This window comes from Alistipes sp. An66 (genome assembly GCF_002161445.1).
Lineage (GTDB): Bacteria > Bacteroidota > Bacteroidia > Bacteroidales > Rikenellaceae > Alistipes > Alistipes cottocaccae.
Genome location: NZ_NFHT01000001.1, coordinates 285,241 through 311,052, shown reverse-complemented (window position 1 = coordinate 311,052; position 25,812 = coordinate 285,241). Strand labels below are relative to the sequence as shown.

General features: G+C 61.3%; 24 protein-coding genes. 6 read left to right on the top strand and 18 right to left on the bottom strand.

Annotated features, from left to right (window positions below):
- Nucleotides 1-7: 7 nt before the first annotated feature.
- The 6 genes from B5G16_RS01255 to B5G16_RS01230 all read right to left on the bottom strand — a co-directional run bounded on the left by B5G16_RS01255 (nt 8) and on the right by B5G16_RS01230 (nt 6,480).
- The gene (locus B5G16_RS01255) at nt 8-925 is read right to left on the bottom strand and encodes a cation diffusion facilitator family transporter (protein WP_087260285.1); all 918 of its coding nucleotides are present in this window, start codon (nt 923-925) and stop codon (nt 8-10) included.
- On the bottom strand, nt 922-1,854 hold the full coding sequence (locus B5G16_RS01250) for a helix-turn-helix transcriptional regulator (protein WP_087260283.1): 933 nt from the start codon (nt 1,852-1,854) through the stop codon (nt 922-924). Before B5G16_RS01250 ends, B5G16_RS01255 begins: the two co-directional genes overlap by 4 nt.
- Before the next feature lie 75 nt (nt 1,855-1,929).
- Nucleotides 1,930-3,771: an LTA synthase family protein gene (locus tag B5G16_RS01245; RefSeq protein ID WP_087260281.1), complete on the bottom strand. Its 1,842-nt coding sequence runs from the start codon at nt 3,769-3,771 to the stop codon at nt 1,930-1,932.
- 6 nt (nt 3,772-3,777) lie between these two features.
- Nucleotides 3,778-4,434, bottom strand: coding sequence for a uracil phosphoribosyltransferase (gene upp, locus B5G16_RS01240; protein ID WP_087260279.1), 657 nt, complete (start codon nt 4,432-4,434; stop codon nt 3,778-3,780).
- A gap of 20 nt (nt 4,435-4,454) precedes the next feature.
- The gene (hflX, locus tag B5G16_RS01235) at nt 4,455-5,684 is read right to left on the bottom strand and encodes a GTPase HflX (RefSeq protein ID WP_087260276.1); all 1,230 of its coding nucleotides are present in this window, start codon (nt 5,682-5,684) and stop codon (nt 4,455-4,457) included.
- 112 nt (nt 5,685-5,796) lie between these two features.
- Nucleotides 5,797-6,480: an energy transducer TonB gene (locus B5G16_RS01230; RefSeq protein ID WP_087260273.1), complete on the bottom strand. Its 684-nt coding sequence runs from the start codon at nt 6,478-6,480 to the stop codon at nt 5,797-5,799.
- A 179-nt stretch (nt 6,481-6,659) separates the two neighbouring features.
- On the opposite strand from B5G16_RS01230, the gene rlmN reads away from it, so the two are divergent.
- A complete protein-coding gene (gene rlmN / locus B5G16_RS01225) occupies nt 6,660-7,691 on the top strand; it encodes a 23S rRNA (adenine(2503)-C(2))-methyltransferase RlmN (protein ID WP_087260271.1) in 1,032 nt (343 codons plus the stop codon).
- Nucleotides 7,692-7,716: 25 nt separating this feature from the next.
- On the opposite strand, the gene B5G16_RS01220 is transcribed toward rlmN, so the two are convergent.
- The 5 genes from B5G16_RS01220 to B5G16_RS01200 form a co-directional block, all read right to left on the bottom strand.
- Nucleotides 7,717-7,956 carry a hypothetical protein gene (locus tag B5G16_RS01220; protein ID WP_087260269.1) on the bottom strand — a complete coding sequence of 80 codons (240 nt, stop codon included), beginning with the start codon at nt 7,954-7,956 and terminating at the stop codon, nt 7,717-7,719.
- Between the two features lie 224 nt (nt 7,957-8,180).
- Nucleotides 8,181-8,702, bottom strand: a complete 522-nt coding sequence (locus tag B5G16_RS01215) for an HXXEE domain-containing protein (protein ID WP_087260267.1) — start codon at nt 8,700-8,702, stop codon at nt 8,181-8,183.
- Between the two features lie 8 nt (nt 8,703-8,710).
- Nucleotides 8,711-9,334, bottom strand: a complete 624-nt coding sequence (rsmG, locus tag B5G16_RS01210) for a 16S rRNA (guanine(527)-N(7))-methyltransferase RsmG (RefSeq protein WP_087260265.1) — start codon at nt 9,332-9,334, stop codon at nt 8,711-8,713.
- Between the two features lie 149 nt (nt 9,335-9,483).
- Complete coding sequence (locus B5G16_RS01205) at nt 9,484-10,053, bottom strand: RNA polymerase sigma factor (protein ID WP_087260264.1); 570 nt, start codon at nt 10,051-10,053, stop codon at nt 9,484-9,486.
- On the bottom strand, nt 10,044-11,198 hold the full coding sequence (locus B5G16_RS01200; protein ID WP_087260262.1) for a glycosyltransferase: 1,155 nt from the start codon (nt 11,196-11,198) through the stop codon (nt 10,044-10,046). Before B5G16_RS01200 ends, B5G16_RS01205 begins: the two co-directional genes overlap by 10 nt.
- A 59-nt stretch (nt 11,199-11,257) precedes the next feature.
- Between B5G16_RS01200 and tgt the strand changes: the two genes are divergently transcribed.
- From tgt to B5G16_RS01175, 5 genes are all read left to right on the top strand, one after another.
- On the top strand, nt 11,258-12,388 hold the full coding sequence (tgt, locus tag B5G16_RS01195; protein WP_087260260.1) for a tRNA guanosine(34) transglycosylase Tgt: 1,131 nt from the start codon (nt 11,258-11,260) through the stop codon (nt 12,386-12,388).
- Between the two features lie 7 nt (nt 12,389-12,395).
- Complete coding sequence (locus B5G16_RS01190; protein WP_087260258.1) at nt 12,396-13,499, top strand: LptF/LptG family permease; 1,104 nt, start codon at nt 12,396-12,398, stop codon at nt 13,497-13,499.
- Nucleotides 13,500-13,509: 10 nt separating this feature from the next.
- Nucleotides 13,510-14,478: a PASTA domain-containing protein gene (locus tag B5G16_RS01185; protein WP_087260256.1), complete on the top strand. Its 969-nt coding sequence runs from the start codon at nt 13,510-13,512 to the stop codon at nt 14,476-14,478.
- Nucleotides 14,478-15,647: an RluA family pseudouridine synthase gene (locus tag B5G16_RS01180; protein WP_239405901.1), complete on the top strand. Its 1,170-nt coding sequence runs from the start codon at nt 14,478-14,480 to the stop codon at nt 15,645-15,647. The genes B5G16_RS01185 and B5G16_RS01180 overlap by 1 nt, the downstream gene beginning before the upstream one ends.
- A 100-nt stretch (nt 15,648-15,747) precedes the next feature.
- Nucleotides 15,748-17,586 (top strand): YgiQ family radical SAM protein, encoded by a 1,839-nt coding sequence (locus B5G16_RS01175; RefSeq protein ID WP_087260253.1) that lies wholly within the window; start codon nt 15,748-15,750, stop codon nt 17,584-17,586.
- Between the two features lie 60 nt (nt 17,587-17,646).
- Here B5G16_RS01175 and B5G16_RS01170 read toward each other — a convergent pair whose 3' ends face one another.
- From B5G16_RS01170 to prmA, 7 genes are all read right to left on the bottom strand, one after another.
- The gene (locus B5G16_RS01170; RefSeq protein WP_162611998.1) at nt 17,647-19,329 is read right to left on the bottom strand and encodes a S41 family peptidase; all 1,683 of its coding nucleotides are present in this window, start codon (nt 19,327-19,329) and stop codon (nt 17,647-17,649) included.
- A 121-nt stretch (nt 19,330-19,450) separates the two neighbouring features.
- On the bottom strand, nt 19,451-21,190 hold the full coding sequence (locus B5G16_RS01165) for a S41 family peptidase (protein ID WP_162611997.1): 1,740 nt from the start codon (nt 21,188-21,190) through the stop codon (nt 19,451-19,453).
- A 101-nt stretch (nt 21,191-21,291) separates the two neighbouring features.
- Nucleotides 21,292-22,572, bottom strand: coding sequence for a YeiH family protein (locus tag B5G16_RS01160; protein ID WP_087260246.1), 1,281 nt, complete (start codon nt 22,570-22,572; stop codon nt 21,292-21,294).
- 13 nt (nt 22,573-22,585) lie between these two features.
- Nucleotides 22,586-23,674, bottom strand: a complete 1,089-nt coding sequence (locus tag B5G16_RS01155) for a porin (RefSeq protein ID WP_087260243.1) — start codon at nt 23,672-23,674, stop codon at nt 22,586-22,588.
- Between the two features lie 161 nt (nt 23,675-23,835).
- Nucleotides 23,836-24,225 (bottom strand): hypothetical protein, encoded by a 390-nt coding sequence (locus B5G16_RS01150; protein WP_087260241.1) that lies wholly within the window; start codon nt 24,223-24,225, stop codon nt 23,836-23,838.
- A 33-nt stretch (nt 24,226-24,258) separates the two neighbouring features.
- Entirely contained in the window at nt 24,259-24,984 is a 726-nt protein-coding gene (recO, locus tag B5G16_RS01145; protein ID WP_087260240.1) for a DNA repair protein RecO, read from the bottom strand.
- Nucleotides 24,981-25,811: a 50S ribosomal protein L11 methyltransferase gene (gene prmA / locus B5G16_RS01140; protein WP_087260238.1), complete on the bottom strand. Its 831-nt coding sequence runs from the start codon at nt 25,809-25,811 to the stop codon at nt 24,981-24,983. The genes recO and prmA overlap by 4 nt, the downstream gene beginning before the upstream one ends.
- Between the last annotated feature and the right edge of the window lies 1 nt (nt 25,812).

Genomic DNA, 25,812 nt, shown 5'->3' with positions numbered 1-25,812 from the left:
CAGGCGATCAATCGCAAAAATCGGCACAATGCTCCGACTCGGTCTCGAATTCGAGCGTCGCATGGGGGATGCCCGAAACCTGCAACAGCGTTTTCAGATCGTGCTTGATCCGCTCCTGTTCCGAGAAATCCGCCAGCACGATATGGGCTGTCAGGGCATTCTCCGTCGTGCTCAAAGCCCAGACATGGATGTGATGGACCGCCTGCACTCCCGGGACGGCGGTCATCTGCCGCGTCAGTTCCGGGATGTCGATGCCCGCAGGCACTCCGTCCAGTGACAGACGCAGGCTGTCACGCGTCAGCGACCACACCGAAGCTACGATCACCCCCGCGACGGCCAGACCCACGATCGGGTCGATCAGCGTCCATCCCGTCCACGAAATCACGACGCCCGAAACCAACACACCGACCGATACCAACGCATCGGCGGCCATGTGCAGATAGGCGCCCTTGACATTCAGATCCCGCTCCTTGTCTTTCAGGAAAAGCCACGCCGTGAATCCGTTGACCAGAACGCCGATGCCCGCCGTCCACGCAATCGCGCCGCCCACGACCGACTCGGGATGCAGCATCCGCCCGACGCTCTCGGCGACGATCACCCCGACGGCAATCAGCAGGATCACCGAATTCAACAGCGAGATCAGCACCGTGCTCTTCTTGTATCCGTAGGTATAGCGCGGCGTCGCGTGCGCCTGCGCCAGCCGGAAGGCCAGCATCGCCAGCAACAGGCTCGCCACATCCGAGAGGTTATGCCCCGCGTCGGAGAGAAGGCCCATCGACCCGTACCAGAGTCCCACGGCGAACTCCACGAGCACGAAGCCCGCATTGAGCGAAATACCCCACAGAAAGGCCCGGTTCAGCGAGGTCAACGTGTGGGTGTGATGATGGTGATGATGGTGGCTGTGAGGGTCCGGTTCGGGTTTCATGGCTGTGGTTCGGGCAGAGTGTCCTTGATTTCGGAGAGTTCGACCAGTTTGTTCACGATGGCGTAGATCGTAAGACCCGCCGCCGAGTGGATCTGCAACTTCGCGGCGATGTTCCGCCGGTGCGTGATGACCGTATGCGCCGAAATGCAGAGCGCATCGGCGATCTGCTTGTTCGTCATCCCCTTCACCACGCAGACGATGATCTCCTTCTCGCGCGTGCTCAACGGTTCGGGCTTCGCAGACCGGGGCCCCGTGGCCGCCAGACGCTCCACCGCCGGGATGAAGATCTCGTCCTCCACGGCGTTGTGCGACGCAAGCTCCCGCTCGCACGTGAAGATGTCGAACAGCACGCCGTTCAGCTCGTTCGTACTCCCCGACGGGTAGTATTTGATGATGATGTTCTTCAACTCGCGCAACTTCGCATCCACCTGATCGTGCTGCCGGCGGAAGATCTCCATCGAATAGGTCGTGTTCTTCTCCCCGGCAAGCAGCGACTCCACGTACGGAAAGACCGTCTGCTCCTCATAGGCCATGTGCCGCTGGACCTCGGCCGCATACTCGTCAAAAAAGCGCATGATCGCAAACGAAACGTCGCTCTGCGAACAGTCAACCGCCTCGATCAGTTTGCGGCGGATGGCCGGAAGCCGGAAGTCCAGAAAATAACCGTGCGAATTGTGCAGGTAGTCCGTCAGGGCCCGCACCGAGACCTCTTCGGCCAGCTCTTCGCCGTTGCCGAAATTCATCAGCAGGTTCACCACTGCCAGAAACGTCGCCGTATCCACCTTGTTGTCCGTGCAGACCTCCGCGATCGTCTTGTCGCCGAAGCCCAATGCAATGCCGAAACGACTCATCACCTGCAACACCGAATAGCGGTCGCAGACCAGGTCGCACATGCGGTCATCGCCGCCGTATCCTCCGGATTTATACATAGAAACAGGTATTTTTCTTCCGCCGCAAATATAGAGAGACAAGCGCTGTGCCGCAATACCTAAAACACGGTATTTTCAGCGGCGCCCGATGTCCGTATAGGTCGTCTGCAACAGCGTCCGACCCACGTCCAGCAGGTCGGGATCCGTCGCCGTGACGACCCGGTCGCCCGTGGCGTCCCAGATCGCCTCACCCACAGCATCCACCACGCCGAAGCCGTCGTTGAACGTATAGTAGGCGAACTTCCGCGGCGGGGTCGGCGCGAAGATGTCCTTGCTGTAATCGAAATCCGCATGCGGGAGCCCCAGCTGCCCCAGCAGCGTCGCCGCCAGGTCGATCTGCGAGGCATAGGCATCCACGATCCGCGGGCCCGAAACCGCTCCGCCCGTCCAGATCATCGGAATCCGGTGCCGCAGCGGCTCGTTGTAGGTCAGCGTTCGCGGATAGGGGTAGCCGTGGTCGGCAACCAGCACCACCAGCAGGTTCTCCCATGCCGGAGAGGCTTTCAGCCGGTCGAGCATCCGACCCACGCAGTCGTCCGAAAAGGCCATGCCATTCAGGATCTTGTCCTCGAACTTCGCATAGGGAACATCGAACGGCTCGTGGCTGCTCAACGTCAGCAACCCGGCCAGGAACGGTTCGCCGGATTTGTCCAGAGCGATCACCCGGTCGGCAAACCAGTCGCACACCAGCGAATCGTCGTAACCCCACTTCGAAAAATTCGGGCCGAAAGGCAGGTCCTTCTGCCAGATCAGCTCCTGCCACCCCGTGGCATACATGTACGAGGCCTGATTCGTGAAGTTCAGGTCCCCGCCGTAGGTGAAACTCGTCGCGTAGCCCGCCGCAGCCAGCGTCCGCGCAATCGAGGGCAGTCCGTGCGCCTTCGCCGGGAGTTTCATGATCGACAGGTTCGTCTGCGCCGGGAATCCGCTCAAAATCGCAACCTCTCCGCGGTCCGTGCGGAAGGAGTTGGCGAAGAAGTTCTCGAACCACACCCCCTCCGATTTCAGCCGCTGCATGTTCGGCATCACCCACTCGCCGTCCACCCGCTCGTCCATCACCGTGCGGGCAAAACTTTCCAGAATCACGATCACCACATTCGGGCGATCGGTCGTCAGCACCCGTTCCGTCGGGGCCGCAGCAGCAGCACCGTTGCCCCGCAGCTCCTCGAAGCGCGCCGCACGCTCCTCCTCCCCGTAAAAGGGATAAGCGGCCGCGTAATCCTCGTTCCGGTCCCCGAGGCTCGAAAGGAACGAAAAAACAGGATTCGTCGCGGCATGGTTCAGAAACATCGTCGGGCTGAAATAGACCTTCGAGACGTTGGCCGTCGAGGGGCCCACCCCGCCGCGGATCGCCAGAAAATCGAATCCCGCCAGCAGCAGCATCGCCAGACTCCCCGGCAGGGCCGTCCGCCAGCCCGTCGGCTCGCCGTCGAAGAGCCGCGTCACGCGCCGGTAGAGGAAGATCATCAGTCCGGCGTAGACCGCAGCCAGCAGGGTCTGGCGCACTCCCAGCCAGAAATCAACGCTCGCCATCGCCTCCTTCGGATCCGAAAGGTAGATCAGGATCGTCGAATCCAGCCGGAACCCCCAATAGCCGTAAAGCGCCACGTCGACCGCAAAAATCACGGCCGTCAGCACCGAAACCAGCACGAAATAACCCGTCAGGATCCGGCGTCCGAGCCGTTCCGGAAGGCGGATCCACAGCGTCGCCAGCGTGACGAGCAGCGGCAGCGCCGTCACATAGCCCGCCACGGTCAGGTCGAGCGACAGCCCGTGCCGCAACACCGCCAGCCAGTCGCCGATTCCCGTTCCGGGCGCCCCCGCGGCGTACCACGCCAGAAATACCGGCTTCTGCAACGCCATCACCAGCACCGTGGCGGCAAACACCGCGAATACGAACCCGAATTTCCGCTTCATCACCGATCAGATCTTCTCTCCGTAGGCCAGGTCACCCGCATCCCCGATGCCGGGAACGATATAGGATCGGGAGGTCAGCTCCTCATCCACCACCGCCGTCCAGATCGTCGTCGTCTGACGCGGCATGTGCTTCATCGCATAGTCGATGCCCTGCTCGCTGGCCACGACCGCCGCCACATGCGTATGGGCCGGCGTGCCGCCCTTCTCACACAGCGCATTGTAGGTCAGAACCAGCGACGAACCCGTCGCCAGCATCGGGTCCACCAGCAGCAGCGTCTTCCCTTCCAGGCTTCCGCACGAGATATACTCCACCTTCACCTTGAATTTCCCGTCCTTCGTGCTCTTGCGGTAGGCCGAGACAAAGGCGTTCTGCGCATCGTCGAAGTAGTTCAGGAATCCCTGGTGGTAGGGCAGACCCGCGCGGAGAATCGTCGCAATCACCAGCTGGTCGTCGATCACGGCCACCTCGGCCTCCCCGAGCGGCGTCTCGACAACCGTCGGACGGTAATGCAGCGCCTTCGAGATCTCATAGGCCGTGATCTCACCGATGCGTTCCATATTCCGGCGGAAGCGCATCGAATCCTTCTGGATCTGACGGTCGCGGATCTCCGCGATGAATTTGTTCAGGACCGTGTTCTGTTGCGAGAGAACGTGAAGTGTCATAGTAACGTTTGGTTGGTTGGTCAATAGAGAAAATTGTTGAACGGATAACGCCCGGCATGAATCTCGCGCACCATCCCGTACAGATCCGAGCGGAATTTTTCCAGATTGAGTTTCTTCAAGGCCGACAGGAAGATGCACGGCGTGTTCGCCTGCGCGATCCAGCTCCGTTTCAGATCGTCCAGCGAAAGGTTCTCGCGCGTCGGAGGCGTCAGGTCATCCTCCGCCTTCTCCACCCACGTGTAGGCGTCCACCTTGTTGAAAACCAGGTAGACCGGCTTCTCCCCGGCCCCGATCTCCTGCAACGTCTGCTTCACCACCGCGATCTGATCCTCGAACTGCGGGTGCGAAATGTCCACCACATGCACCAGCAGATCGGCCTCGCGGACCTCGTCGAGCGTCGACTTGAACGACTCGATCAGCTCCGTCGGCAGTTTGCGGATGAAACCCACCGTATCCGAAAGCAGGAACGGCAGGTTGTCGAAAACAACCTTGCGGACCGTCGTGTCCAGCGTCGCGAAGAGTTTGTTCTCCGCGAAGACCTCGCTTTTCGAGATCAGGTTCATCAGCGTCGATTTCCCCACGTTCGTATAGCCCACCAGCGCCACGCGCACCAACGCCCCGCGGTTCGAACGCTGGACGGCCATCTGGCGGTCGATCTTTTTCAGATCCTCTTTCAACTTGGCGATGCGGTTGCGGATGATGCGCCGGTCGGTCTCGATCTCCCGCTCACCCGCGCCGCCGCGCGTCCCCGTACCGCCGCGCTGGCGTTCGAGGTGCGTCCACAGACCCGAAAGCCGCGGAAGCATGTATTCATAGTTGGCCAGCTGCACCTGCGTCTTCGCATAGGCCGTCTGGGCCCGCGAGAGGAAAATGTCCAGAATCAGGCGCGTACGGTCCAACAGCCGGCAGGGAAGCGCCTTCTCGATGTTGCGCGTCTGCGAAGGGCTCAACTCGTCGTCGAAAATCACAACGTCGATCTCCTCCTCCTTACAGTAAGCCGCAATCTCCTCCAATTTCCCCGGCCCCACATAGATCCGCGACGACGGCTGCGGAAGCCGCTGCGTGAAGCGCTTCACGGCCCGGATATCGGCCGTCTCGGCCAAAAATTCCAGTTCGTCGAGGTATTCGTCGGCCTGGCGCGCATCCTGGTTGTCGCGCACGACGGCGACCAGCACGGCCCGCTCCCGAGGATCGGAATCGCCCGTCGGAGAGGTCGGGGCGACGGTTTGTTTACGTTCTTCCAATGTCATAGGTTTCTGTTCCTCCGGAGGCGGACAACGACACTCCGGATGCAAACGGCATGCTACAAATAAGGGTATCCTCCAAGAAGCAGGATACCCTCAATAGATTCAAAGAGCCGGATCAGTTCTGTACGCGGAAGTCTACCGGCAACGTGTACTTCACACGAACCACCTGGTTGCGCTGTTTGCCCGGGCTCCATTTCGGGGACTTGCTCAACACGCGGATCGCCTCATCCGAAAGCGACCGGTCCGGGGTTTGCAGTACCTGGATGTTGGTCAGACGCCCGTCCTTCTCGATCACGAACGACAGAACGACACGACCCTGGATACCGTTTTCAAGCGCAATCTGCGGGAACTTCACATTCTGCTGAACCCAGTTGCGGAACGTATTCAGGTCGCCCCCCTGGAACGAAGGCATCGTCTCGGCGATCAGGAACGGCTGGTCGTCCTCGATGACCTCCTCCTTCACCTCGACGGTCTGGATGAACTCCGTCTCGTCGTCGAACTCCGCGAAGTCCACCTCCGTGGTGATTTTCGTGTCGTTGGTAACGACCTGCAACAGGTCGGCGATCACCTTCACCTCCACCTTCTTGGGCGGTTCGGGCGGTTTCTGGTCCTGACGCGTGATCTCGACGATCTGCTCCTCGACGATGGCCGTCTGCAAGTCTATTTTCTCAACGTGCTTCTCCTTCGGCGTATACGAGAAGGCTGCGATCACCAGCAGAAGCGATACGACAAGACCGATTTCAAGCAGAAGACCCCGCTTGTTCTGAAGGTCCGCTTTGGGATTTTTCTTGATTTCCATCTATTCAGTTTTTAATTGTTCCGATTCCAGGGACGGCATCGCACGGCCGCAGCCATCCGGGCGCAGGCACGCTATGCACCACAAATATAGAGATAAAAATTCAAAAATGAACGCCCCGAAGCAAAAATCTTTATTTTTTGCCTACTTTTGTCTTGCGAAACAAACCCAGAAGCCGCAAAATGACCGCTCCGGAAACATTGTACGGGAAGACCCCCGAAGAGCTCGACGCCCTGTGCCGCGATGCGGGCATGCCGCGATTCGCAGCCCGGCAGATCGCACGCTGGCTCTATGTCCGCCACGTCGAGGACCCGCTCCGCATGACCGACATCGCCGCCGCGCACCGCCAGCGGCTCGCCGAGCGATTCGCCCCGGCGCTCCGCGCCCCGGAACACGCATCCGTTTCCGCCGACGGCACGAAAAAATACCTCTTCCGGACACTGCAAGGAAACTTCATCGAGTCGGCCTACATCCCCGACGGCGAGCGCGCCACGCTCTGCGTCTCCTCACAGGCCGGGTGCCGCATGGGCTGCCGCTTCTGCGCAACCGGGCGTCAGGGACTCCAACAGTCGCTCTCCGCAGCCGAGATCCTCAACCAGATCGTCTCCCTGCCCGAACGCGACCGACTCACGAACCTCGTGTTCATGGGCATGGGCGAACCCCTCGACAACACGGACAACGTCCTGCGCGCCCTCGAAATCATCACCTCCGAGTGGGGGTTCGGATGGTCTCCGACCCGCATCACCCTCTCCACGGCCGGCGTCGTGCCCCAGTTGCGGCGGTTCCTCGACTCATCGAAGGTCCACCTCGCCGTTAGCCTCCACAACCCATTCCCCGACGAACGCGCCGAGATCATGCCCGTCGAAAAGGCCTGGCCCATCGCCCGGGTCGTCGACATCCTGCGCGAATACGACTTCACCCACCAGCGCCGCGTCTCGTTCGAGTACATCGTCATGAGCGGGCTCAACGACTCCCCCCGCCACATCCGCGAACTGTCGCGGCTGCTGAACGGGATCAAGTGCCGCATCAACCTGATCCGCTTCCACAGGATTCCCGGATCGCCCTACTTCTCGCCCGATGACGACGCCATGATCCGATTCCGCGACGCCCTCACCGCCCGCGGCATTCAGACCACCATCCGCGCCTCCCGCGGCGAGGACATTCAGGCCGCCTGCGGACTGTTAAGCACACGAATGAAAAACGAACCCGCTTAATACGCAATTAGTTTACCAAATCTTTTCATCGCTTGCCTGCTCTATGCCAAAGGCATATGAACAGGAATATCGTCAATGCAAAGTTCAGCCACATTCCAAAGGATAATGAGCCAATACGCAGATACATACGCTCTGCTAAAAAGTTATTTCCATTGGAATCTACCATGTATTTCATATCTACATAGGCATTTATCCATATCAATAACTCATATATGGCAATCAGAGCAAATGCAATAATACCGACTGTTTTCTGCCATTTCTTCATATGCGAAGATATTCATTATAAACTGTACAAAATTACAAAAATGCCATTCATTTGTCTATAATGAACAGCATCTCTTTTTGTGATTCAGCAATATAAAAACGGGGCTTAAAGAGCGAAAGGAGGCTTGTTCGGATTCAGTCCCCGTTCTGCGAGGAGAGGCAGGGGGAGAGACAGGGGAGGGGCAAACGGAAACAGAGAGAGGCTGAAAAAAAGCAGGGGGGGGGTCAGTTCCGCGGACGGCGGCGGAGCGTTGCAGCCAAAGCGTGCATGGTCCACAGATTGACGGCTGCCACAATACAACCCGCAACCCCGCAAAGCAGATATTCCCGAAGGGAGAACAACCCGCTGCCGATCAGAATCCGAAGACCCCATCCGCAGCAGGCCAGTCCGAGCAGCGACGTGGCAACAACCGGCACATAACGCCGAATCATCAAGATTTGCAAAAGATGCCCGACAAGGTGCACGCCGAAGGCGAGGAAGAGCGCCAGCCACGGATAGAGAAAAGACGTGGCCGAGGCCCAGAGCGTGGCAACGGCCACAAGCAAAAGCTCCTCGGCCGCAATGCAGGCGAACGTGCGGCGGGAGACTCCGGCGATATAGGGAAGCAGGCGCGAGGAGAGGTGCGGGAAACGTTGCGACAACCGCTCCCCGCGGCGGTGCAGCCAGCTCGGGAGAAAAGCGGTCTCTTCGGCTTCGTGGAGCACAAAGACAACCGGAAACAGCCACAGCAGCACGTCGGGCAGCATGGACAAAGTTATTTTTTAGGGGTATAGACCACCTTCTTGGTCTCGAAGAACTCCTCGTCGAAGAACGTGCGGATGTCGTAGAGATCCCAACGTTTGCCCGTGCGGGCCAGCTCCTCGGCCAGATCCCCGCCCTTCAAATAGAGGATGCCGTTCGGAAGCGTCCCCCGCTGGCCCCGGTCGATCTTCGACCAGATCCACTCCACGAACTCCGGCATCGCCGTCACGGCCCGCGAAACCACATAGTCGCAGCGTTCCGGAAGCGTCTCGACCCGCACGCAGCGCGGCGTCAGGTTCGTCAATCCGAGGCTCTGCGAGACCCCTTCGACCACCGTGATCTTCTTGCGGATCGAATCCGCAGCCGTGAAGTGCGCACCCGGAAAGAGAATCGCCAGCGGCACCGACGGGAATCCGCCCCCGCAACCGACATCGAGCACCCGCGCTCCGTCGTCGAACCGGCATACCTTCGCGATGGCCAGCGAATGCAGTACGTGGCGCAGATAAAGCTGGTCGAAATCCTTGCGCGAGACGACGTTGATCTTCGCGTTCCACGCGGCATAGAGGTCATACAGCGCGGCAAAGCGCTCGCGCTGCACCGGCGTCAGTTCGGGAAAATATTTTTCGATCAGTTCCATGCGTATTTGGGATTCGGGGCGCCGGACGCCCGTTTTTCTCCGGTACGGCCGACACCTGATGTCAATGTTTCTCCGATGCGGCCGGCAATACCTTCCGCCCCGGCCATCCGTTTTTCCGGTACGGACAACGATACCGTTCCGCCCCGCTGTCAGTTTTTCTCCCCCTCGGCGATCAGGCGGCACATCTGCTCCCGCGCCCGGTGGATCTGCGTCTTCACCGTACCCAGCGGCAGCGAGAGTTTCGCCGCAATCTCCTCGTAGGAATATTCGTCGAAAAAGCGCATCACGATCAACTGCCGGTAACGCGGCGCAAGGCGTTCGAGGTAGTGCTCGATCTGCGTCCGCTGTTGCAGGTTGATCACGCTCTCCTCCGGAGTCGGAGCACTCGACGCCGGCGCCGAAAAAGAGAAGCGGTCGTCGATCGAAAGATCGTCCTGGCGGCGGCGTATGAAGTCGATGAACGTGTTCCGCGCAATCGTATAGACCCACTGCCCGAAGGTATAGTCCCGGCTGTACCGGTGCAGGTTGATGTAGACCTTGATGAAGGTCTCCTGCAACAGGTCGTCGGCATCGTTCGACCCGCCCAGGCGCTGCACGAACAGCCGGTGGATCGCATCCCGGTAGCGGTTGAACAGGTACTCGAAGGCCGTGTCGTCGCCCCGGAGCACCCGATCGACCAGTTCCCGGTCCTCGGCTACGATATAGTCGGCTATCTCCATACCCGATCGTCCCGACGCAACAGCATGACGCCCAGCAGGGCCGCCCACAGCGGGCTCAACAAATCATACAGAAAGTAACGGCCCGTGATGCCCTCCTCGCCCAGCCGCACGGCGATCCTGCGGACCTCGAACGCCACGACCGCATAGCGGACCAGCACGAAAAACGCAGCCCCGAACTTGAACTCCGGCGGCATGACCGCCAGTGCGCAGAGCACCGTCACGAAGAAGAGGCTCCGCGAGCCCAGCTCCCAGCGGATCCGGGTCTTCTCGCGCCGCGGATAGTAGCGGAACGACGACCCGTAGTAGCGCAGCTGGCTCATCCACCACCCCAGACCGCCCCAGACCTTCTCGCGCAGCGTGGCCCGCGGCGAGAGGATCACGCTCACGTTCTCGCGCGTCATCACCTGCTGCATGAACAGGTCGTCCTCGCCGATGTTCATGTTCAGGTGCCCGAAGCCGTTGACCCCGAAATAGAGCCTTTTGGTAAATCCGAAGTTGTGGAGCGTCCCCCGGTAGGCACGGTTCCGCACGGCCCGCGCGATCCAGTCCACGGCGTGCATCAGCCGCCACGTCCGCATCAGGTAGTTCGAAAAACCCTTCCGCCGCTCGATCCCGCAGTAGCCCACGACGATCTCCCCCCGCATGAACCCCTTGACCATGAGCGACAGCCATCGGTCCGTCTGCGGCACGGCATCCGTCGACGTGAAGATCATGTGCTCGTAATGCGCCGACTTGATCCCCACGTTGAGCGCCATCTTCCGCGAAATCGGAAAGCGTGGATCCAGGTGGATCTTCGTCATCGTGATCTGCGGAAACGACTGTTTCAGCCGCGTGAGGTCCTCGTAGAAGTCCGTATCGTGGCCCACGTAGACGATCACCACCTCGAAATCCGGATAGGACTGCGCCAGAATCAGCGGAAGGCGCTCCTCGACGAACGAATAGTCCTCCGAGAACAGCGGCACGACCACCGAAACCGGCGGTTCCCGGTCCAGCGTCACCGCGCGCCGGTTGTTCTTGTAGCCGGGAATCCGACCGTAGACGAAGATATAATAGTAGAGCTGTACGCCGAACATCAGGACGATGGACCCCGCAAGCGCAAGGCCCTCCCAGCCATACGAGACCAGAATTTGTTCGAAGAATCGCATATTGACAAAATATGCGCAAAGATACGAATATTTTGTGTATTTTTGCCGAATAGATGCGTATGAAATTTACCCTGCAACATAAAGACCCGGCCTCGCAGGCCCGGGCCGGTGAACTGGAAACCGATCATGGCGTCATCCGTACGCCGATCTTCATGCCCGTGGGAACCGCCGCAACCGTCAAGGGAATCTTCCACCGCGACGTCCGCGACGAAGCCCGCGCACAGATCATTCTGGCGAACACCTACCACCTCTATCTGCGACCCGGCATGCGGATCCTCGAACAGGCCGGCGGCGTGCACCGCTTCTCCACCTGGGACGGCCCCATGCTCACCGACAGCGGCGGGTTTCAGGTCTTCTCCCTCGCCGCCTGCCGCAAACTCAAAGAGGAGGGGTGCCATTTCCGCTCCCACATCGACGGATCGAAGCACCTCTTCACCCCCGAAAGCGTCATCGACACCGAACGGACGATCGGCGCCGACATCATGATGGCCTTCGACGAGTGCCCCCCGGGCGACGCGCCGCGCGACTACGCCGCCAAGTCGCTCGATCTTACCGAACGCTGGCTCGACCGCTGCTTCAACCGATACCGGCAGACCGCACCCAAATACGGACACTACCAGGCGCTGTTCCCCATCGTGCAGGGGTGCACCTATCCCGACCTGCGGGCCCGGGCCGCCGAGAACGTCAAGCAGTACGACGCCGACGGATACGCCATCGGCGGACTGGCCGTCGGCGAACCCACCGAGGTGATGTACGAGATGATCGAGGTGGTCAACGCCATCCTCCCCGAAGACCGGCCCCGCTACCTCATGGGGGTCGGAACCCCGGTGAACATCCTCGAAGCGATCGAACGAGGCGTCGACATGTTCGACTGCGTGATGCCCACGCGGAACGGCCGCAACGGACAGCTCTTCACCGCCGAGGGCGTCATCAACATCCGCAACAAAAAGTGGGAGGACGACTTCTCGCCCATCGACCCCGACGGAACGGCATTCGTCGATACCCTCTACTCGAAGGCCTATCTGCACCACCTCTGCACCTGCGGCGAAATGCTCGCCGCACAGATCGCCTCGCTCCACAACATCGCCTTCTACCTGCGGCTCGTCGGCGAGGCCCGCAACCATATCCTCGCCGGAGATTTCAAGGCCTGGAAAGAGACGATGGTCCCCAAACTAACCCGAAGACTCTGAACAACCGATGAAAATCCGATTCCCCGGGTTCAAGATCCTGGACCGCTACATACTCGGCAAGTTCCTCGCAACCTACTTCTTCGCCATCGCGATGATCATCGTCATCGTCGTGATCTTCGACTACGCCGAGAAAATCGACGACTTCACCGCCACGAAGGCCCCCCTGAAAGCGATCCTCTTCCGGAACTACGTCAACTTCATCCCCTTCTTCATCAACCAGTTCAGCGGTCTGTTCACCTTCATCGCCTGCATCTTCTTCACCTCGAAGATGGCCTATCAGACCGAAATCGTCGCCATGCTCTCCGGAGGCATGTCGTTCCGCCGCCTGATGTGGCCCTATTTCCTCGGCGCGCTCATCATCGCCTCCCTCTCGCTCACCCTGAACCTCTGGGTCATCCCACGCTCCCAGCAGCGCGTCCTCGCCTTCCAGCAGGAGTACATCCCCAAAAAGCAGAACACACGCTACGACCGGCACATATACCGACAGATCGAACCCGGAACCTTCGCCTACATCCGCGGCTACAACGGAAACGCCCGGCAAGCCTCGTTCTTCGTGCTGGAACGATACGAAAACAACGTCATGACCCGTTCGCTGGAAGCCTCCGACGTCTCCTTCGACCCCGAAACCAAACGCTGGACAGCGCCCCGCTACACCACTCGCGCCTTCACCCCCGACGGCGGCGAAACCTTCGAACAGTTCCGGAACCTCGACACGCTCATCAACCTCGAAGTCTCCGAACTGGGAGCCATCAACGACCTGATCCAGACGATGAACATCTCGGAACTGAACCGATTCCTCGACCAGCAGCGGGCCAAAGGATCCGACTCGATCAACATCATCGAGGTCGAAAAGCACGCCCGATACGCCTATCCGCTCTCGACCTTCATCCTCACGCTGATCGGCGTCTCGCTCTCCTCGCGAAAGGTCCGCGGAGGCACCGGTCTCCACATCGGAATCGGCGTGGCTCTCTGTTTCTCGTACATACTCTTCAACCGCTTCTTCGAGGAGTTCGCCAAGAGCGGCACCCTCCCCACCGGACTCGCCGTCTGGCTCCCCAACATCATCTACCTCTTCATTGCCGTCTATCTGTACAGAAAAGCGCCGAAATAACCTGTCAACCATGCAGAAACAACCCAGCCTCATCGCCCGGATCCGCGAGAACCGGCTCCTCTGGAACATCCTCCTCATCGCCGCGATCATCCTCGTGATGGCCGTCGCCGCACACCTGCTCATGCAGATCGGAACCCGCCACGGCGCACGCCGCACCGTCCCCGACTTCTCCGGAGTGCCCCTCGCCGACGCACAGCGTCTCGCCCGCAAGCACGACCTCAAACTCCATATCAACGACTCGCTCTTCGTCCCCGCCTACGAGGGCGGAATCGTCCTCGACCAGCTCCCCGAAGGCGGCGTCGAGGTGAAACCCGGACGGACCGTCTACATCACGATCAACTCCTTCCGCCAGAAGATGGTCCCCGTGCCCTATGTCGCCGGACGATCCCTGCGGCAGGCCAAGAACATGCTCGAAATCGCCGGACTCGAAATCGAGAAGCTCGTCTACCGGGCCGACATCGCCACGAACTACGTCCTCGAAGAGTTCTACGACGGAAAACCCGTCACCCAGCACTCCCGGATGGAGGCCGAAATGGGCTCCGGCGTGACGCTCCACGTCGGCGTCGAGCAGGGATACGGCACGACCGTCGTGCCGCAGCTGGTCGGGCAGCCCCTCGCCCAGGCCAAAAGCCGTATTTGGGAACTCGGACTGAACGTCGGACGCATCGACTTCGATGAAGGGATCAACCTCCTCAACCAGAAGGATGCTCGGGTCTATATTCAGGTTCCCGGCGCCGAACGCTCGGCCGCCCTGGGATCGAGGGTCGACCTGCGGCTCACGCTCGATGCGGAGAAGCTCGGGAAACACCGCTCCGAGGCCGAAAAGCAGGCTGCGGCGGTCGCGGCCGAACGAAGGATCGAAGAGCAGCAGGAGAGCGATTCGCTGGCCCGGATCCCGCTCGAAGAGACCCTTGCGCCCGCCGGCGAAGGTGCTTCCGTCCGCGAACGGAACGACGACAACGAAGGATTTTTCGACTGATGAAGACCGAACGACATACCGACGCATCCAACGAACGGTCGGCTCCCGATTCCCTTGCCGCAAGATTCGGAACGGCTGCGGAGGAGTCCGTATCCGACGACGGGGCGGCTGCCGGAGACGAGATCAGCGAAGAGGCCGAGGACGAAGAGGAGGCCGGGCTCTACGAGCACTTCGCCGTGACGGCCGACAAGGGGCAGACACCCATGCGGCTGGACAAGTTCCTCACCGTGCGGATGGAGCACTGCTCGCGCAACCGCATCCAGGCGGCGGCCGACAGCGGCAATATCCTCGTCAACGGAAAGGCCGCCAAATCGAGCTACAAGGTCAAGCCGCTGGACCGCATCCAGATCGTTCTGCCCTATCCGCGGCGCGAAACGGAGCTTGTGGCCGAGAACATCCCGCTCGACATTCCCTATGAGGACGACCATCTGCTGATCGTCAACAAACCCGCCGGGATGGTCGTACACCCCGGCGTGGGGAACTACACCGGGACGCTCGTAAACGCCCTGATGTACCACCTCAACGCCCAGGGAATCACGGCCGAGGAGCAGAACCGCGCCGGACTCGTCCACCGCATCGACAAGAACACCTCGGGACTGCTCGTGATCGCCAAGGACGAACAGACCCACGCCCGGCTGGCCAAGCAGTTCTTCGACCACACGATCCAGCGCCGCTACGTCGCCCTCGTGTGGGGAAATCCGGACGAGGACGAGGGGACCATCACGGGAAACATCGGCCGCAGCCCGAAGGACCGGCAGAAGATGTACGTCTTTGCCGACGGATCGGACGGCAAGCACGCCGTGACTCACTGGAAGGTGTTGCGCAGGTACGGCTACGTGACACTCGTGGAGTGCCGGCTCGAAACCGGACGCACGCATCAGATCCGCGTCCACATGGCCTGGATCGGGCATCCGCTCTTCAACGACGAGCGATACGGCGGAGACCGCATCCTCAAAGGCACGACCTTTGCCAAATACCGCCAGTTCATCGAGAACTGCTTCGCCGTGATGCCCCGTCACGCGCTCCACGCCCGGCTGTTGGGATTCGAGCACCCCGCCACGCACCGCGACGTCCTGTTCGACAGCGAGCTGCCCGACGACTTCAAGGCGCTGCTCGCCAAGTGGGACGCCTATGTGGCCGGCGGCCGCGGCCCGGAAGAGGAGGAATAGGACAACCCTGACAAGCCGGTCTCCGGACTCGGAAAAAACAGAGAACAAACAGAAAACGGCCCCCGAAAGGCCGGACAAAACAACCCCGTTTCAAGAAGCGATGTTTCTGCCGACAACCGTCAAGGAGGTCCGCGAACGCGGATGGGATCAGCTCGACGTGATCCTCTTCTCGGGCGATGCCTACATCGACCACCCGGCCTTCGGGGCTGCGGTCGTGGGGCGGCTGCTCGAAGCCGAGGGCTACCGCGTGGCGATCGTCCCCCAGCCCAACTGGCGCGACGACCTGCGCGACTTTACCAAACTGGGGGCCCCGAAGCTCTTTTTCGGCGTATCGGCCGGCGCCATGGACTCGATGGTCAACCACTACACGGCCAACCTCCGGCTGCGCCACGACGATGCCTACACCCCCGGCGGAAAGGCCGGATTCCGGCCCGATTACGCCGTGACGGTCTACACGCAGATTCTCAAACGGCTGTATCCCCATGTTCCGGTCGTCGTCGGAGGCATCGAGGCTTCGCTGCGGCGGCTGACCCACTACGACTATTGGAGCGACCGGCTGAAACCCTCGGTGCTGGTCGAAAGCGGCGCCGACCTGCTGATCTACGGCATGGGCGAAGGGGTCATCCAGCAGGTCGCACGCGCCATGCGCAACGGATACAACGCCAAGCTGCTGCGCAGGATCCGCCAGGTGGCCTTTCTGGCCGACGAGGGGTATGTTTCACGTCTCGATCCCGAGCGCACGATCCGGCTCCACGGTTTCGAGGAGTGCGTGCGCGACAAGCGGGCCTTCGGCGAGAACTTCACCGTGATCGAGACCCAGAGCAACCTGATGGCCCCCGAAGCGACGCTGGTCGAGGCCGTCGGCGGGCAGTATGTCGTCGTGACGCCCGCCAATGCCGCCCTCACGACCGAAGAGCTGGACCATTCGTTCGACCTCCCCTACGAACGGGCGCCCCATCCGCGGTATGCGGGCCGCGGGGAGATCCCCGCCTGGGAGATGATCAAATTCTCGGTGAACATCCACCGCGGGTGTTTCGGAGGATGCTCGTTCTGCACCATCTCGGCCCATCAGGGCAAGTTCGTACACTCGCGCAGCGAGCGGTCGATCCTCGCCGAAGTGGAGCGCATCACGAAGATGCCCGGATTCAAGGGCTATCTCTCCGACGTCGGGGCCCCCTCGGCCAACATGTACCGCATGGGCGGCCGGGACCGGGCGCTCTGTGCCCGGTGTCGGCGCGCGTCGTGCCTCCATCCGGCGAAGTGCCCCAATCTCGACAACGACCACCGGCCGCTGCTGGATCTCTACGCGAAGATCCGCGCCGTGAAGAGGATCAAGAAGGCGTTCATCGGCAGCGGAATCCGCTACGACCTCTTCGACGACTCGCCCTATCTGCGCACCGTATTGGTCCATCACACCTCCGGGCGGTTGAAGGTCGCCCCGGAGCACACCGAAGAGGGCGTGCTGCGGCTGATGCGCAAACCGACCTTCGCGCTCTTCGAGAAGCTCAACGACGACTTCCACCGCATTTGCCGCGAGGAGCAGCTGCCCTATCAGCTGATTCCCTACTTCATCTCGTCGCATCCGGGATGCACGGAGCAGGACATGAAGGCGTTGTCGGAGAAGGTGTTGGGACGGTTGCACTTCAACCTGGAACAGGTGCAGGACCTGACCCCCACGCCGATGACCCTCTCGTCGGTGATGTTCTGGACCGGCGAAAACCCCTACACGCACGAAGCGGTCTACGTGGCCCGCTCGCAGGAGGAGAAACGGCGGCAGAAGAGTTATTTCTTCGCCCGGCAGGCTCCGGCCCGGAGTGGATTCGCGGATCGAAGAAAGGCCGGAAAAGAGGGACGGCAGACGGTCGGTCCAAAAGGCGCCGGCAGAGACTCCGGGAAAAGAAAAACGGCTCCGGTTCAGAGAAACGCAAAAAAAGGCTGATCCGCGCGGATCGGCCTTTTTCATGGGGGGGGGTGTCCGGACGGGAGGGTCCGAGCCGGGTCAGTCTCCGGCGGCAAGCGACAGCACCCGTTCGAGCACCTCGTCACGCCCGGCCTGCAACCCTTCGGCCGTCGGCAGCACCTCGACATCGAGGCGCACTCCTACGGTCTGGGTCGGGGTTCCGTCCGGATAGAGGACGCCGACACCGGAGAAACTGGTTATCTGACCGGGCAGCGGAATCCAGACAATGGAGCCGGTGGCACCCGAGGTCGGCGAACCGATGGTCAGCGTCTGCGGGCAACTCTGGAATGCCATGGCCTGGAACTCGGGGTTGCTCTGCGTCAGTTCGTCGACCAGTAAAATTACCCGTCCTTTGTAGGGTTCGGTACATCGTGCGGCAACCTCTCCGAAGTCCTCGAACAGCCACTGCTCCTGCCGGTAGAAGAGACCGGGCAGGGCCAGTGTCTGATAAAGCGCCTGCCTAACAACGACCGACTCGGTGCGCAGCGACTGGCCAATCAGCGCTATCAGCGCGCCGTCCACATTCAGCGGGTAGGTGCGCAGGTCGATGATGAGTGCCCGCGTGCGGGGCAGCGTCTGCCCGACCTCGGCGAGGTGCTCGCGTGAGAAGGTCCCGGCGTAGATGTACCCCACCGAATCGGCCAGCAGGCGGAAGGGCGGCTGTGCGAGCTGGGCCGGGTCGTAAATGGGGGAGACGCTGCCATAGGGCACCGTTGCCACGCGGAGCGTGTCGCAGGACCCGGCGCGACGGCGGACCACCTCGGCGGTATCGCGGCGCGTGCAGAGCCCGTAATAACGGAGGGCCTGGCGCAGACTTGCCTCGTTCGACCGCGAGGCATATTCCCGCAGCAGCTCCAGCCGTTCGGAGATAGGCTCCCCATCAATGGCCACCACCTCGTCGCCCCGTTCGAGAACCCCGTCGTCGGAGTGGCCGACAAAGAGGCGCCCTTCGGCCTGGAGCGGCCACACGGGCAGCATCCGCTGTCCGAAGAGCATCTCGATCGGCGCGTAGGCATGGCCGTCGTTGAGCTCGCGAATCAGCCGGAAATAGAGCCGGGAGAAGCGGACGGGATCCGTCTCGACCCCCATGCGCGGAATGTAACTCGTGAGCACCTCCTCCCAAGGGTGCAGCGTCAGCGAACGGTTCGGAGCATAATATTCGATGACGTTCCACAACCGGAAGAGCGTCAGCAGGTTGAGTCCGCTATCCATCTGCTGGGTCGGATAGGACCTCTCGTTGCTCAACGACAGGTAGTGATAACCCGCTCCGTTTTCCATTGTTCCCATGCGGAGGTAGTAGTTCTCATCGCGCTCGGCATAACGCAGCTCCTGCAACAGCTTCGAAAGCTCCCCGCCCAGCAGCGTGGTGTCGGCCGTCCAACCGAGGTCGGTCGTCCCGACCAGGTCATACGGTGCCAGCGCCTGTTCGCACTCGATCCGGTTAGGGGTGTAATCTCCCAGCGAGCGGACCCAGTCGAGCAGGTGCCGGTTGCGGGTCTCCCGGTCGGCGTGCACGACCTTCGGCAGCAGGGCAAAGAGGGCGCTGTCGACATCGACGCGGCACAGCGTGTCACAGAAGACCGGATGGTGGTACTTGGCATAGCCCCAGACGCGGCAGAGCGTTTCGAGATTTCCGACGGCACGGGGATCCTTCAGATCCTCCGCCGTGAGGTTGAATCCGGAGGAGGCGGGGGCAGGGACGGGTGTTTGCTGGGCCTGCATGACAGGTGTAACGCACAACAGACAAAGCAGGATACAGAAAATACGAAACACTGGTCTCATTTTACTTATTGTTATGTGATACAATCAGATATATATTGTGGTGAGAATATCCACCTAAATATCAACGAGCCAGTTCCAAGGCCTTCTCCAGAACCAGATCCCGTCCCGCCTGCAGACTCTCCACCGTATCATCCACCTCGACATCGAGGCGCACGCCCACGGTCTGGGTCGGGGTTCCGTCCGGATAGAAGACACCGATTCCCGAAAAAGAGGTCATCAACCCTCCGGGCAACGGAATCCAGACAATATCGCCGTCGGCACCCGAGGTCGGCGAGCCGATGGTCAGCGTCTGCGGGCAACTCTGGAACGCCATGGCCTGGTACTCGGGGTTGCTCTGCGTCGACTCGTTCACCAGTAAGATTACCCGCCCTTTGTAGGGCTGGGTGCACCGCTCGGCACCCTCCTCGAAGCCATTGTACAGCAACTGCTCCTGCCGGAAGAAGAGGCCGGGCAGGGCCAGCGTCGGATGCACCATCTGCCAGGCAACGACCGGCTCGGTACGCAGCGACCGGCCGATCAGCGCTGTCAGCGCGATGTCCATATTCTGTGGGTAGGTGCGCAGGTCGATGATGAGCGCCCGCGTGCGGGGCAGCGTCTGCACGACCTCGGCGAGGTGCTCGCGTGAGAAGGTCCCGGCGTAGATGTAACCCACCGAATCGGCCAGCAGGCGGAAGGGCGGCTGCGCGAGTTGGGCCGGGTCGTAAATGGAGGAGGCGCTGCTATAGGGTATCGTTGCCACGCGGAGCGTGTCGCAGACCCCGGCGCGGCGGCGGACCACCTCGGCGGTGTCGCGGCGCGTGCAGAGCCCGTATAAACGGAGGGCCTCACGCAGGCTCGCCTCGTTCGATCGCGAGGCATATTCCCGCAACAGATCCAGCCGTTCGGAGAGAGGCTCCCCGTCGATGGCCACCACTTCGTCGCCCCGCTCGAGAACCCCGTCGCCGGAGTGGCCGACAAAGAGGCGCCCTTCGGCCTGGAGCGGCCACACGGGTAGCATCCGCTGTCCGAAGAGCATCTCGATCGGCGCGTAGGCATGGCCGTCGTTAAGCTCGCGGATCAGCCGGAAGTAGAGCCGGGAGAAGCGGACGGGGTCCGTCTCGACCCCCATGAGAGGAATATAGGTGGAGAGCACTTCATTCCAGGGGTGCAGCGTCAGCGAACGGTTCGGAGCATAATATTCGATGACGTTCCACAGCCGGAAGAGCGTCAGCAGGTTGAGCCCGTTATCCATCTGCGGGGTCGGATAGGATTTCTCGCCGCGCAACGACAGGTAGCGGTAGCCCAGTTCGGTTTCCATTGTTCCCATGCGGAGGTAGTAGTTCTCATCGCGCTCGGCATAACGCAGGTCCTGCAACAGATGCGAGAGCTCCCCGCCCAGCAACACGGTGTCAGCCGTCCAACCGAGGTCGGCCGTCCCGACCAGGTCATACGGAGCCAGCGCCTGTTCGCACTCGACCCGGTTGGGGGTGTAATCTCCCAGCGAGCGGACCCAGTCGAGCAGGTGCCGGTTGCGGGTCTCCCGGTCGGCGTGCACGACCTTCGGCAGCAGGGCAAAGAGGGCGCTGTCGACATCGACGCGGCACAGCGTGTCACAGAAGACCGGGTGGTGGTACTTGGCATAGCCCCAGACCCGGCAGAGCGTTTCGAGGTTGTCGAGCGTGCGGGGATCTTCGAAATCCGCGGCTGTCAGCGTAAAGTTCGACAAGGGCGCGGTGGGGACAATCGGTTCGGAGTTCCGGCAGAGGGCCGGGCGGGCAGCGAGGCACGTCAGCATCGCTGCCGCAAGCAGCAGGGTTCGCATGGTCAGAGGGTCAGGTTTTCTCACATGAAACGCTTTTTGCAAGACATTTCGTATCCGCAACAGCATTTTTCCGAAAAATCTCCCCCCCCCTCTCTCTTCTCCTACGACCAGAGCGGTTTCAGCACCCCGAACAGCAGGCAGGCAATCAGGAACGTCGCCACGATATTGAAGGTCTGGGCCGTCAGGAACGCACGCAGGATGTTGCGGTTCTCCTTCGAGATGATCTCTTTCAGCCGCGTGTCAAGGCCGATGCAGACGAAGGCCAGCGAGAAGAAGACCGACGAAAACATCTTCGCAACGCCCGGTTCGAGCAATTTGCCCTTCGCGCCCGGCACGAAGACGCCATTCGACTGCAAGAGACTGAACACCAGCGACGCCGCCACGAAGCCCAGAATGAATTTCGGAAACTTTTCCCAGACGATTCCCAGCGAGGGTTTCTGGCCGCCTTTCCCGCCGCGGGCCGAGAGGTACAGCGCAATGAAAAAGGCCACGACACCGATCAGCACGTTCTGCGCCGCCTTGATGATCACGGCATGCCGGTTGGCATCCTCGCCGACGATCATGCTCGAAGCCGCAACGCCCGAAGTCGTGTCGACCGTGCCGCCGATCCACGCCCCGGCAACCTCCTCGGCAACCTCCGGAGCAAACAGATGCGGGAGGATCCAATTGGCCAGCCACGGCATCAGGTAGATCATCGGGACCACCACGATCAGCACCAGCGAGACGATGTAGGAGAGCTTCCGGTCGTCACCCCCGGCAACCCGCGCCGCCGTGATGCAGGCCGAGACGCCGCAGATCGAAACCCCGCTCGAAAGAATCATCGCCGAGCGTTCGTCCACGCCCTGCCGCCGCGAAAACCAGAATCCGAAGAACCACACAGCCGCCACAACCAGCACGGCCTGCAACAGACCGAAAACGCCCGATTTCATCACGTCGCTGAACAGGATCGTCGCGCCGAGGCACACCACGCCGATCTTGATGAAGAACTCGCCCTGGATCGCCGGCTTCATCCAGGCCGGAACCCGCCACACGTTGCGGACCAGAAGCCCGAACAGCACCGAGAAGAAGACCGATTCGAAACCGTAGTAGGAAACGGCCGGGATCTTCGCCACCACCTGCGCCAGCAGCGACAGCGCAAAGACCACCGCCAACGACGGAAGCATCCCCTTCAAGGGACGGCGCAGCAGCAGGCTCCCCACGTAGAGAACCGCCAGCACGATCACGAACAGATAGGCGATGTTGTACCACGCCACCTCGCCGACCAGCGTCGAGGGGACCGACGGAAGGTCCGCCGGGATCAGCACGGCAAGCGCCAGCAGCGGGATCGAGACCCAGACCACGACCCAATCCTCGACCCGAAGTTTTTCAAGCAGATTTTTCATCGTTTTACAAGTGTCAGAATATGCCGGACAGCATCACCGAAACCACGTTGCCGTTTGCAACGGCCGGGGATGCGTAGTCCTCATAAGTATAGTTGAGCTGGCAGCGCAGGTGCTTCACCGGCTGCCACAGCACGCCCGCCGTCCAGTTCGTCTGGCGCGTCGCGCCGACCGAACGGTCTTCCAGAAAAGTGTCGTAACGAGCCACCGCCAGCAGGCTCCGCGTAATCCGCACCCCGCCCACGGCATACCAACCCTCGCTCTGCTGACCGACGACCTGTTCACCGTCCGCCTGCGGCATACCCGTCGTGCCGCAGATGTACTCGCAGCGAAGCACAACCGGACCCCGGTCATAGCACGCACCAAGCCCGTAACGGGTCCGTTCCAGACTCCGCTCCCCATAGCGGCCCCAATAGCCCGAAGCCGCCACCTGGAAACCCGCGAAGGGTTTCAACGTCAGGCGCGCAACCACGTCCTTCGCCCGGTTCAGGTCCTTGACATTCAGACCCTCGCCGTTGAAGACGCCCACGTTGTAGTTCAGGATGCTGTAATCCCCGCGTTTGAAGAAGCCTCCGTAGAGCATCGCTCCCATGTCGCGGCCCGTCGCCGAAAGCCCGCAGAGATCGTCGAAGCCCATCAGCCGGCGCAGCGACAGCGGATATTCGATGAATTCGTATTTCAGGGGGACATACTCCGTATTCTCGATCGAGAAGGGCAGTTTGTATTCTCCCAGCTGGATATTCAGCGCCTCGAACGGCCGGTAGCGAAGGTAGGCATCGACGATCTTCGGCGAGCAGAACTCGATCTGGATCCGGTAGTCGAGACGCTCGGCAAGCGCTCCCGACAGATTCAGGCGGACCCGCTTGATGAAGAACGTCGACGAACGCTCCGACCAGGTATAACCCGTCTGCACGTAGCCCGAAATCTTCGGAAGCGCCGCAAGAATCTTCTCCCACGTCGCCGTTCGGGTTTTCAGAGAGTCCAGCTCCGCGCAGAGATCCGCAACCACAGGATCCGGAGCCGACGGATGCGGCGGTTCCGCAAAGATACGAAACGGCACGATCATCAGAACAAGAGGCAAAAAAGGCGCAAAAAACGTCTTCATGAATGGAACGGTTGTTTTTTCTGTCGCAAAATTCGCAATTTCATCCTTGCCCGTCAATACGCGAAAATACCTAAATTGCCGGCCGGGAAAAAGAAAACCCCGCCGGCTTCGGCAGGGCTCGATACGAAGTGTACTCGGGCGGATTCCTCGTCCGCCGACGGTCAGCGGGCCATCGGAAACGACAGCGTCCGCGCATCGAGGTAGGCGTTCGGGAAGGATCCCCAGTTCCACGCCTGCCCGTTCGACAGGTTGAAATGGGGCCCCAGACGCAACGTGTTGTTATCGATCACCGTGACCCGCGAGGGAAGGTTCTCCCGCTGGATCACAACAACCGACGTCATCGAAACCGCCGGCTTCGTCCCGAGCGGCTCCATCGTCCGGTAATCCGGTTTCCAGGGCGACATGTGCGCCAACGAGTCCGGAAGCGTAAAGCCCGGCGTCGTGCGACGTACCGTATCCGGTTTCAACTCGAAACGAGGCTCCGGATCCCGGGCCGGAGCGGATACCCCCAGAAGCAAGGCAAAAACCACAGCCAAAATACCCTTTTTCATGTCGATGCGTTTATTTTCCTTATTGTCAGAACGTCAAAACACCTCCCGTAGTATGTGCACCGAACGAACTGTGCTGATTGCGTCCAGATGATAGCCGAAATAGGACAACATGGCGTTCAAAAAGTCCGACCGCCGCGTCCGGTTCAGCTCGATCTCCCCCAGCCGCCGCACGTCACAATGCAACATCCGATCCAACAGCGCCGCGCAATCCGGCGTCATCGACCCCGGATGCAGCGGGCTCGACGCCGTATAGAGTCCCTCCCGGATGTCGAACCACCACCCCGGGCGGTAGTCGTTCCCCGGACGGAAACCCAGCAGACGGCTCAAATTCGCCAGAAACCACAGGTGGAAGTTCGATACGCCCTCTTCCAGGGCATCCAGCGCCGCCGTGGAGTTCCAAACGAACTCGAACAACGGATCGTTCGGCTCGCTCTCCCGAACCAGCCGGTAAAGCGTTTCCGCCATGAAGAGCGCCATCGTCGACTTCCGCACGTCGAACGGCAGGCTTTGCAGCGGAAAACCCGCTCGAAGCTCCTTGAAACGGTCCATCTGCTGCCGCGGAGATTCCAGTCCCTCGAACTCCACCGGAAACATCGGTTGGAGCAGCGACAGTTTCGATCCGTGGCCGTTCCGGCTCCGGACCCCCTGCACCATGTAGCTCCGACGCCCGCCGACGTCCGTCAGCAGATAGGCCACGAGCGACGTGTCGCCGTATTTGAGCGTATGCAGCACGATGCCGCGCCCCTTGTAGCTTTTCACGCCGACTTCCGCACGTGGACCATCATCCAACCATCCCGCGAGGCCGTCCCGACCAGGGAAAGACCCAGCTCCGCAGCCGCCGAGACGATCGCCGGGACGTCCGCTTCCAGAAAACCGCTCATCACCAGATCCCCGCCCGGCGTCAGCGCCGCAGCATAGGAGGACATGTCCGCCAGCAGAATGTTCCGGTTGATGTTCGCCAGAATGAAGTCGTAGTGCCGTCCCGCAATCCGGCGCACGTCGCCCAGCAGCGGCGTGATCCGCTCCCCGACGCCGTTCATCGCCACGTTCTCGCGGCAGTTCGCATCCGCCCAGTCGTCGATGTCCACCGCGTCGACATGCGCCGCCCCGCACTTCACGGCCACGATCGACAGCACGCCCGTGCCGCTGCCCATGTCCAGTCCCGTGCGGCCCGCAACGCCCAGATCCAGCACCGCACGCGATACCAGCCACGTCGTGGCGTGATGCCCCGTGCCGAACGACATCTTCGGCATCACCACCACCTCGAGCTCCCCGGCCGGCGCCGGGTCGTGGAACGGCGCCCGGATCCGGAGCCGCCCCTCGACATCCACCGCCGGGAAGTTACGCTCCCACACGGCGTTCCAGTTCTGCGTCTCGATGGCGATATAACGTCCCGAAACCCCGTAACGCACCAGCAGGGCGTCGACATCCGGCTTGCACGACGCAAGGCGTTCGCCCGGAATGTAGGCTTTGAGCGTCGTGCCCTCCGTCTCGAAACTCTCGAACGGATAGTCCGCCAGTTCCGCCGTCAGGATCTCGCCCTGCTCCTCGTCGCGGATTTCAACTTGAAGGGAGATATAATCCATA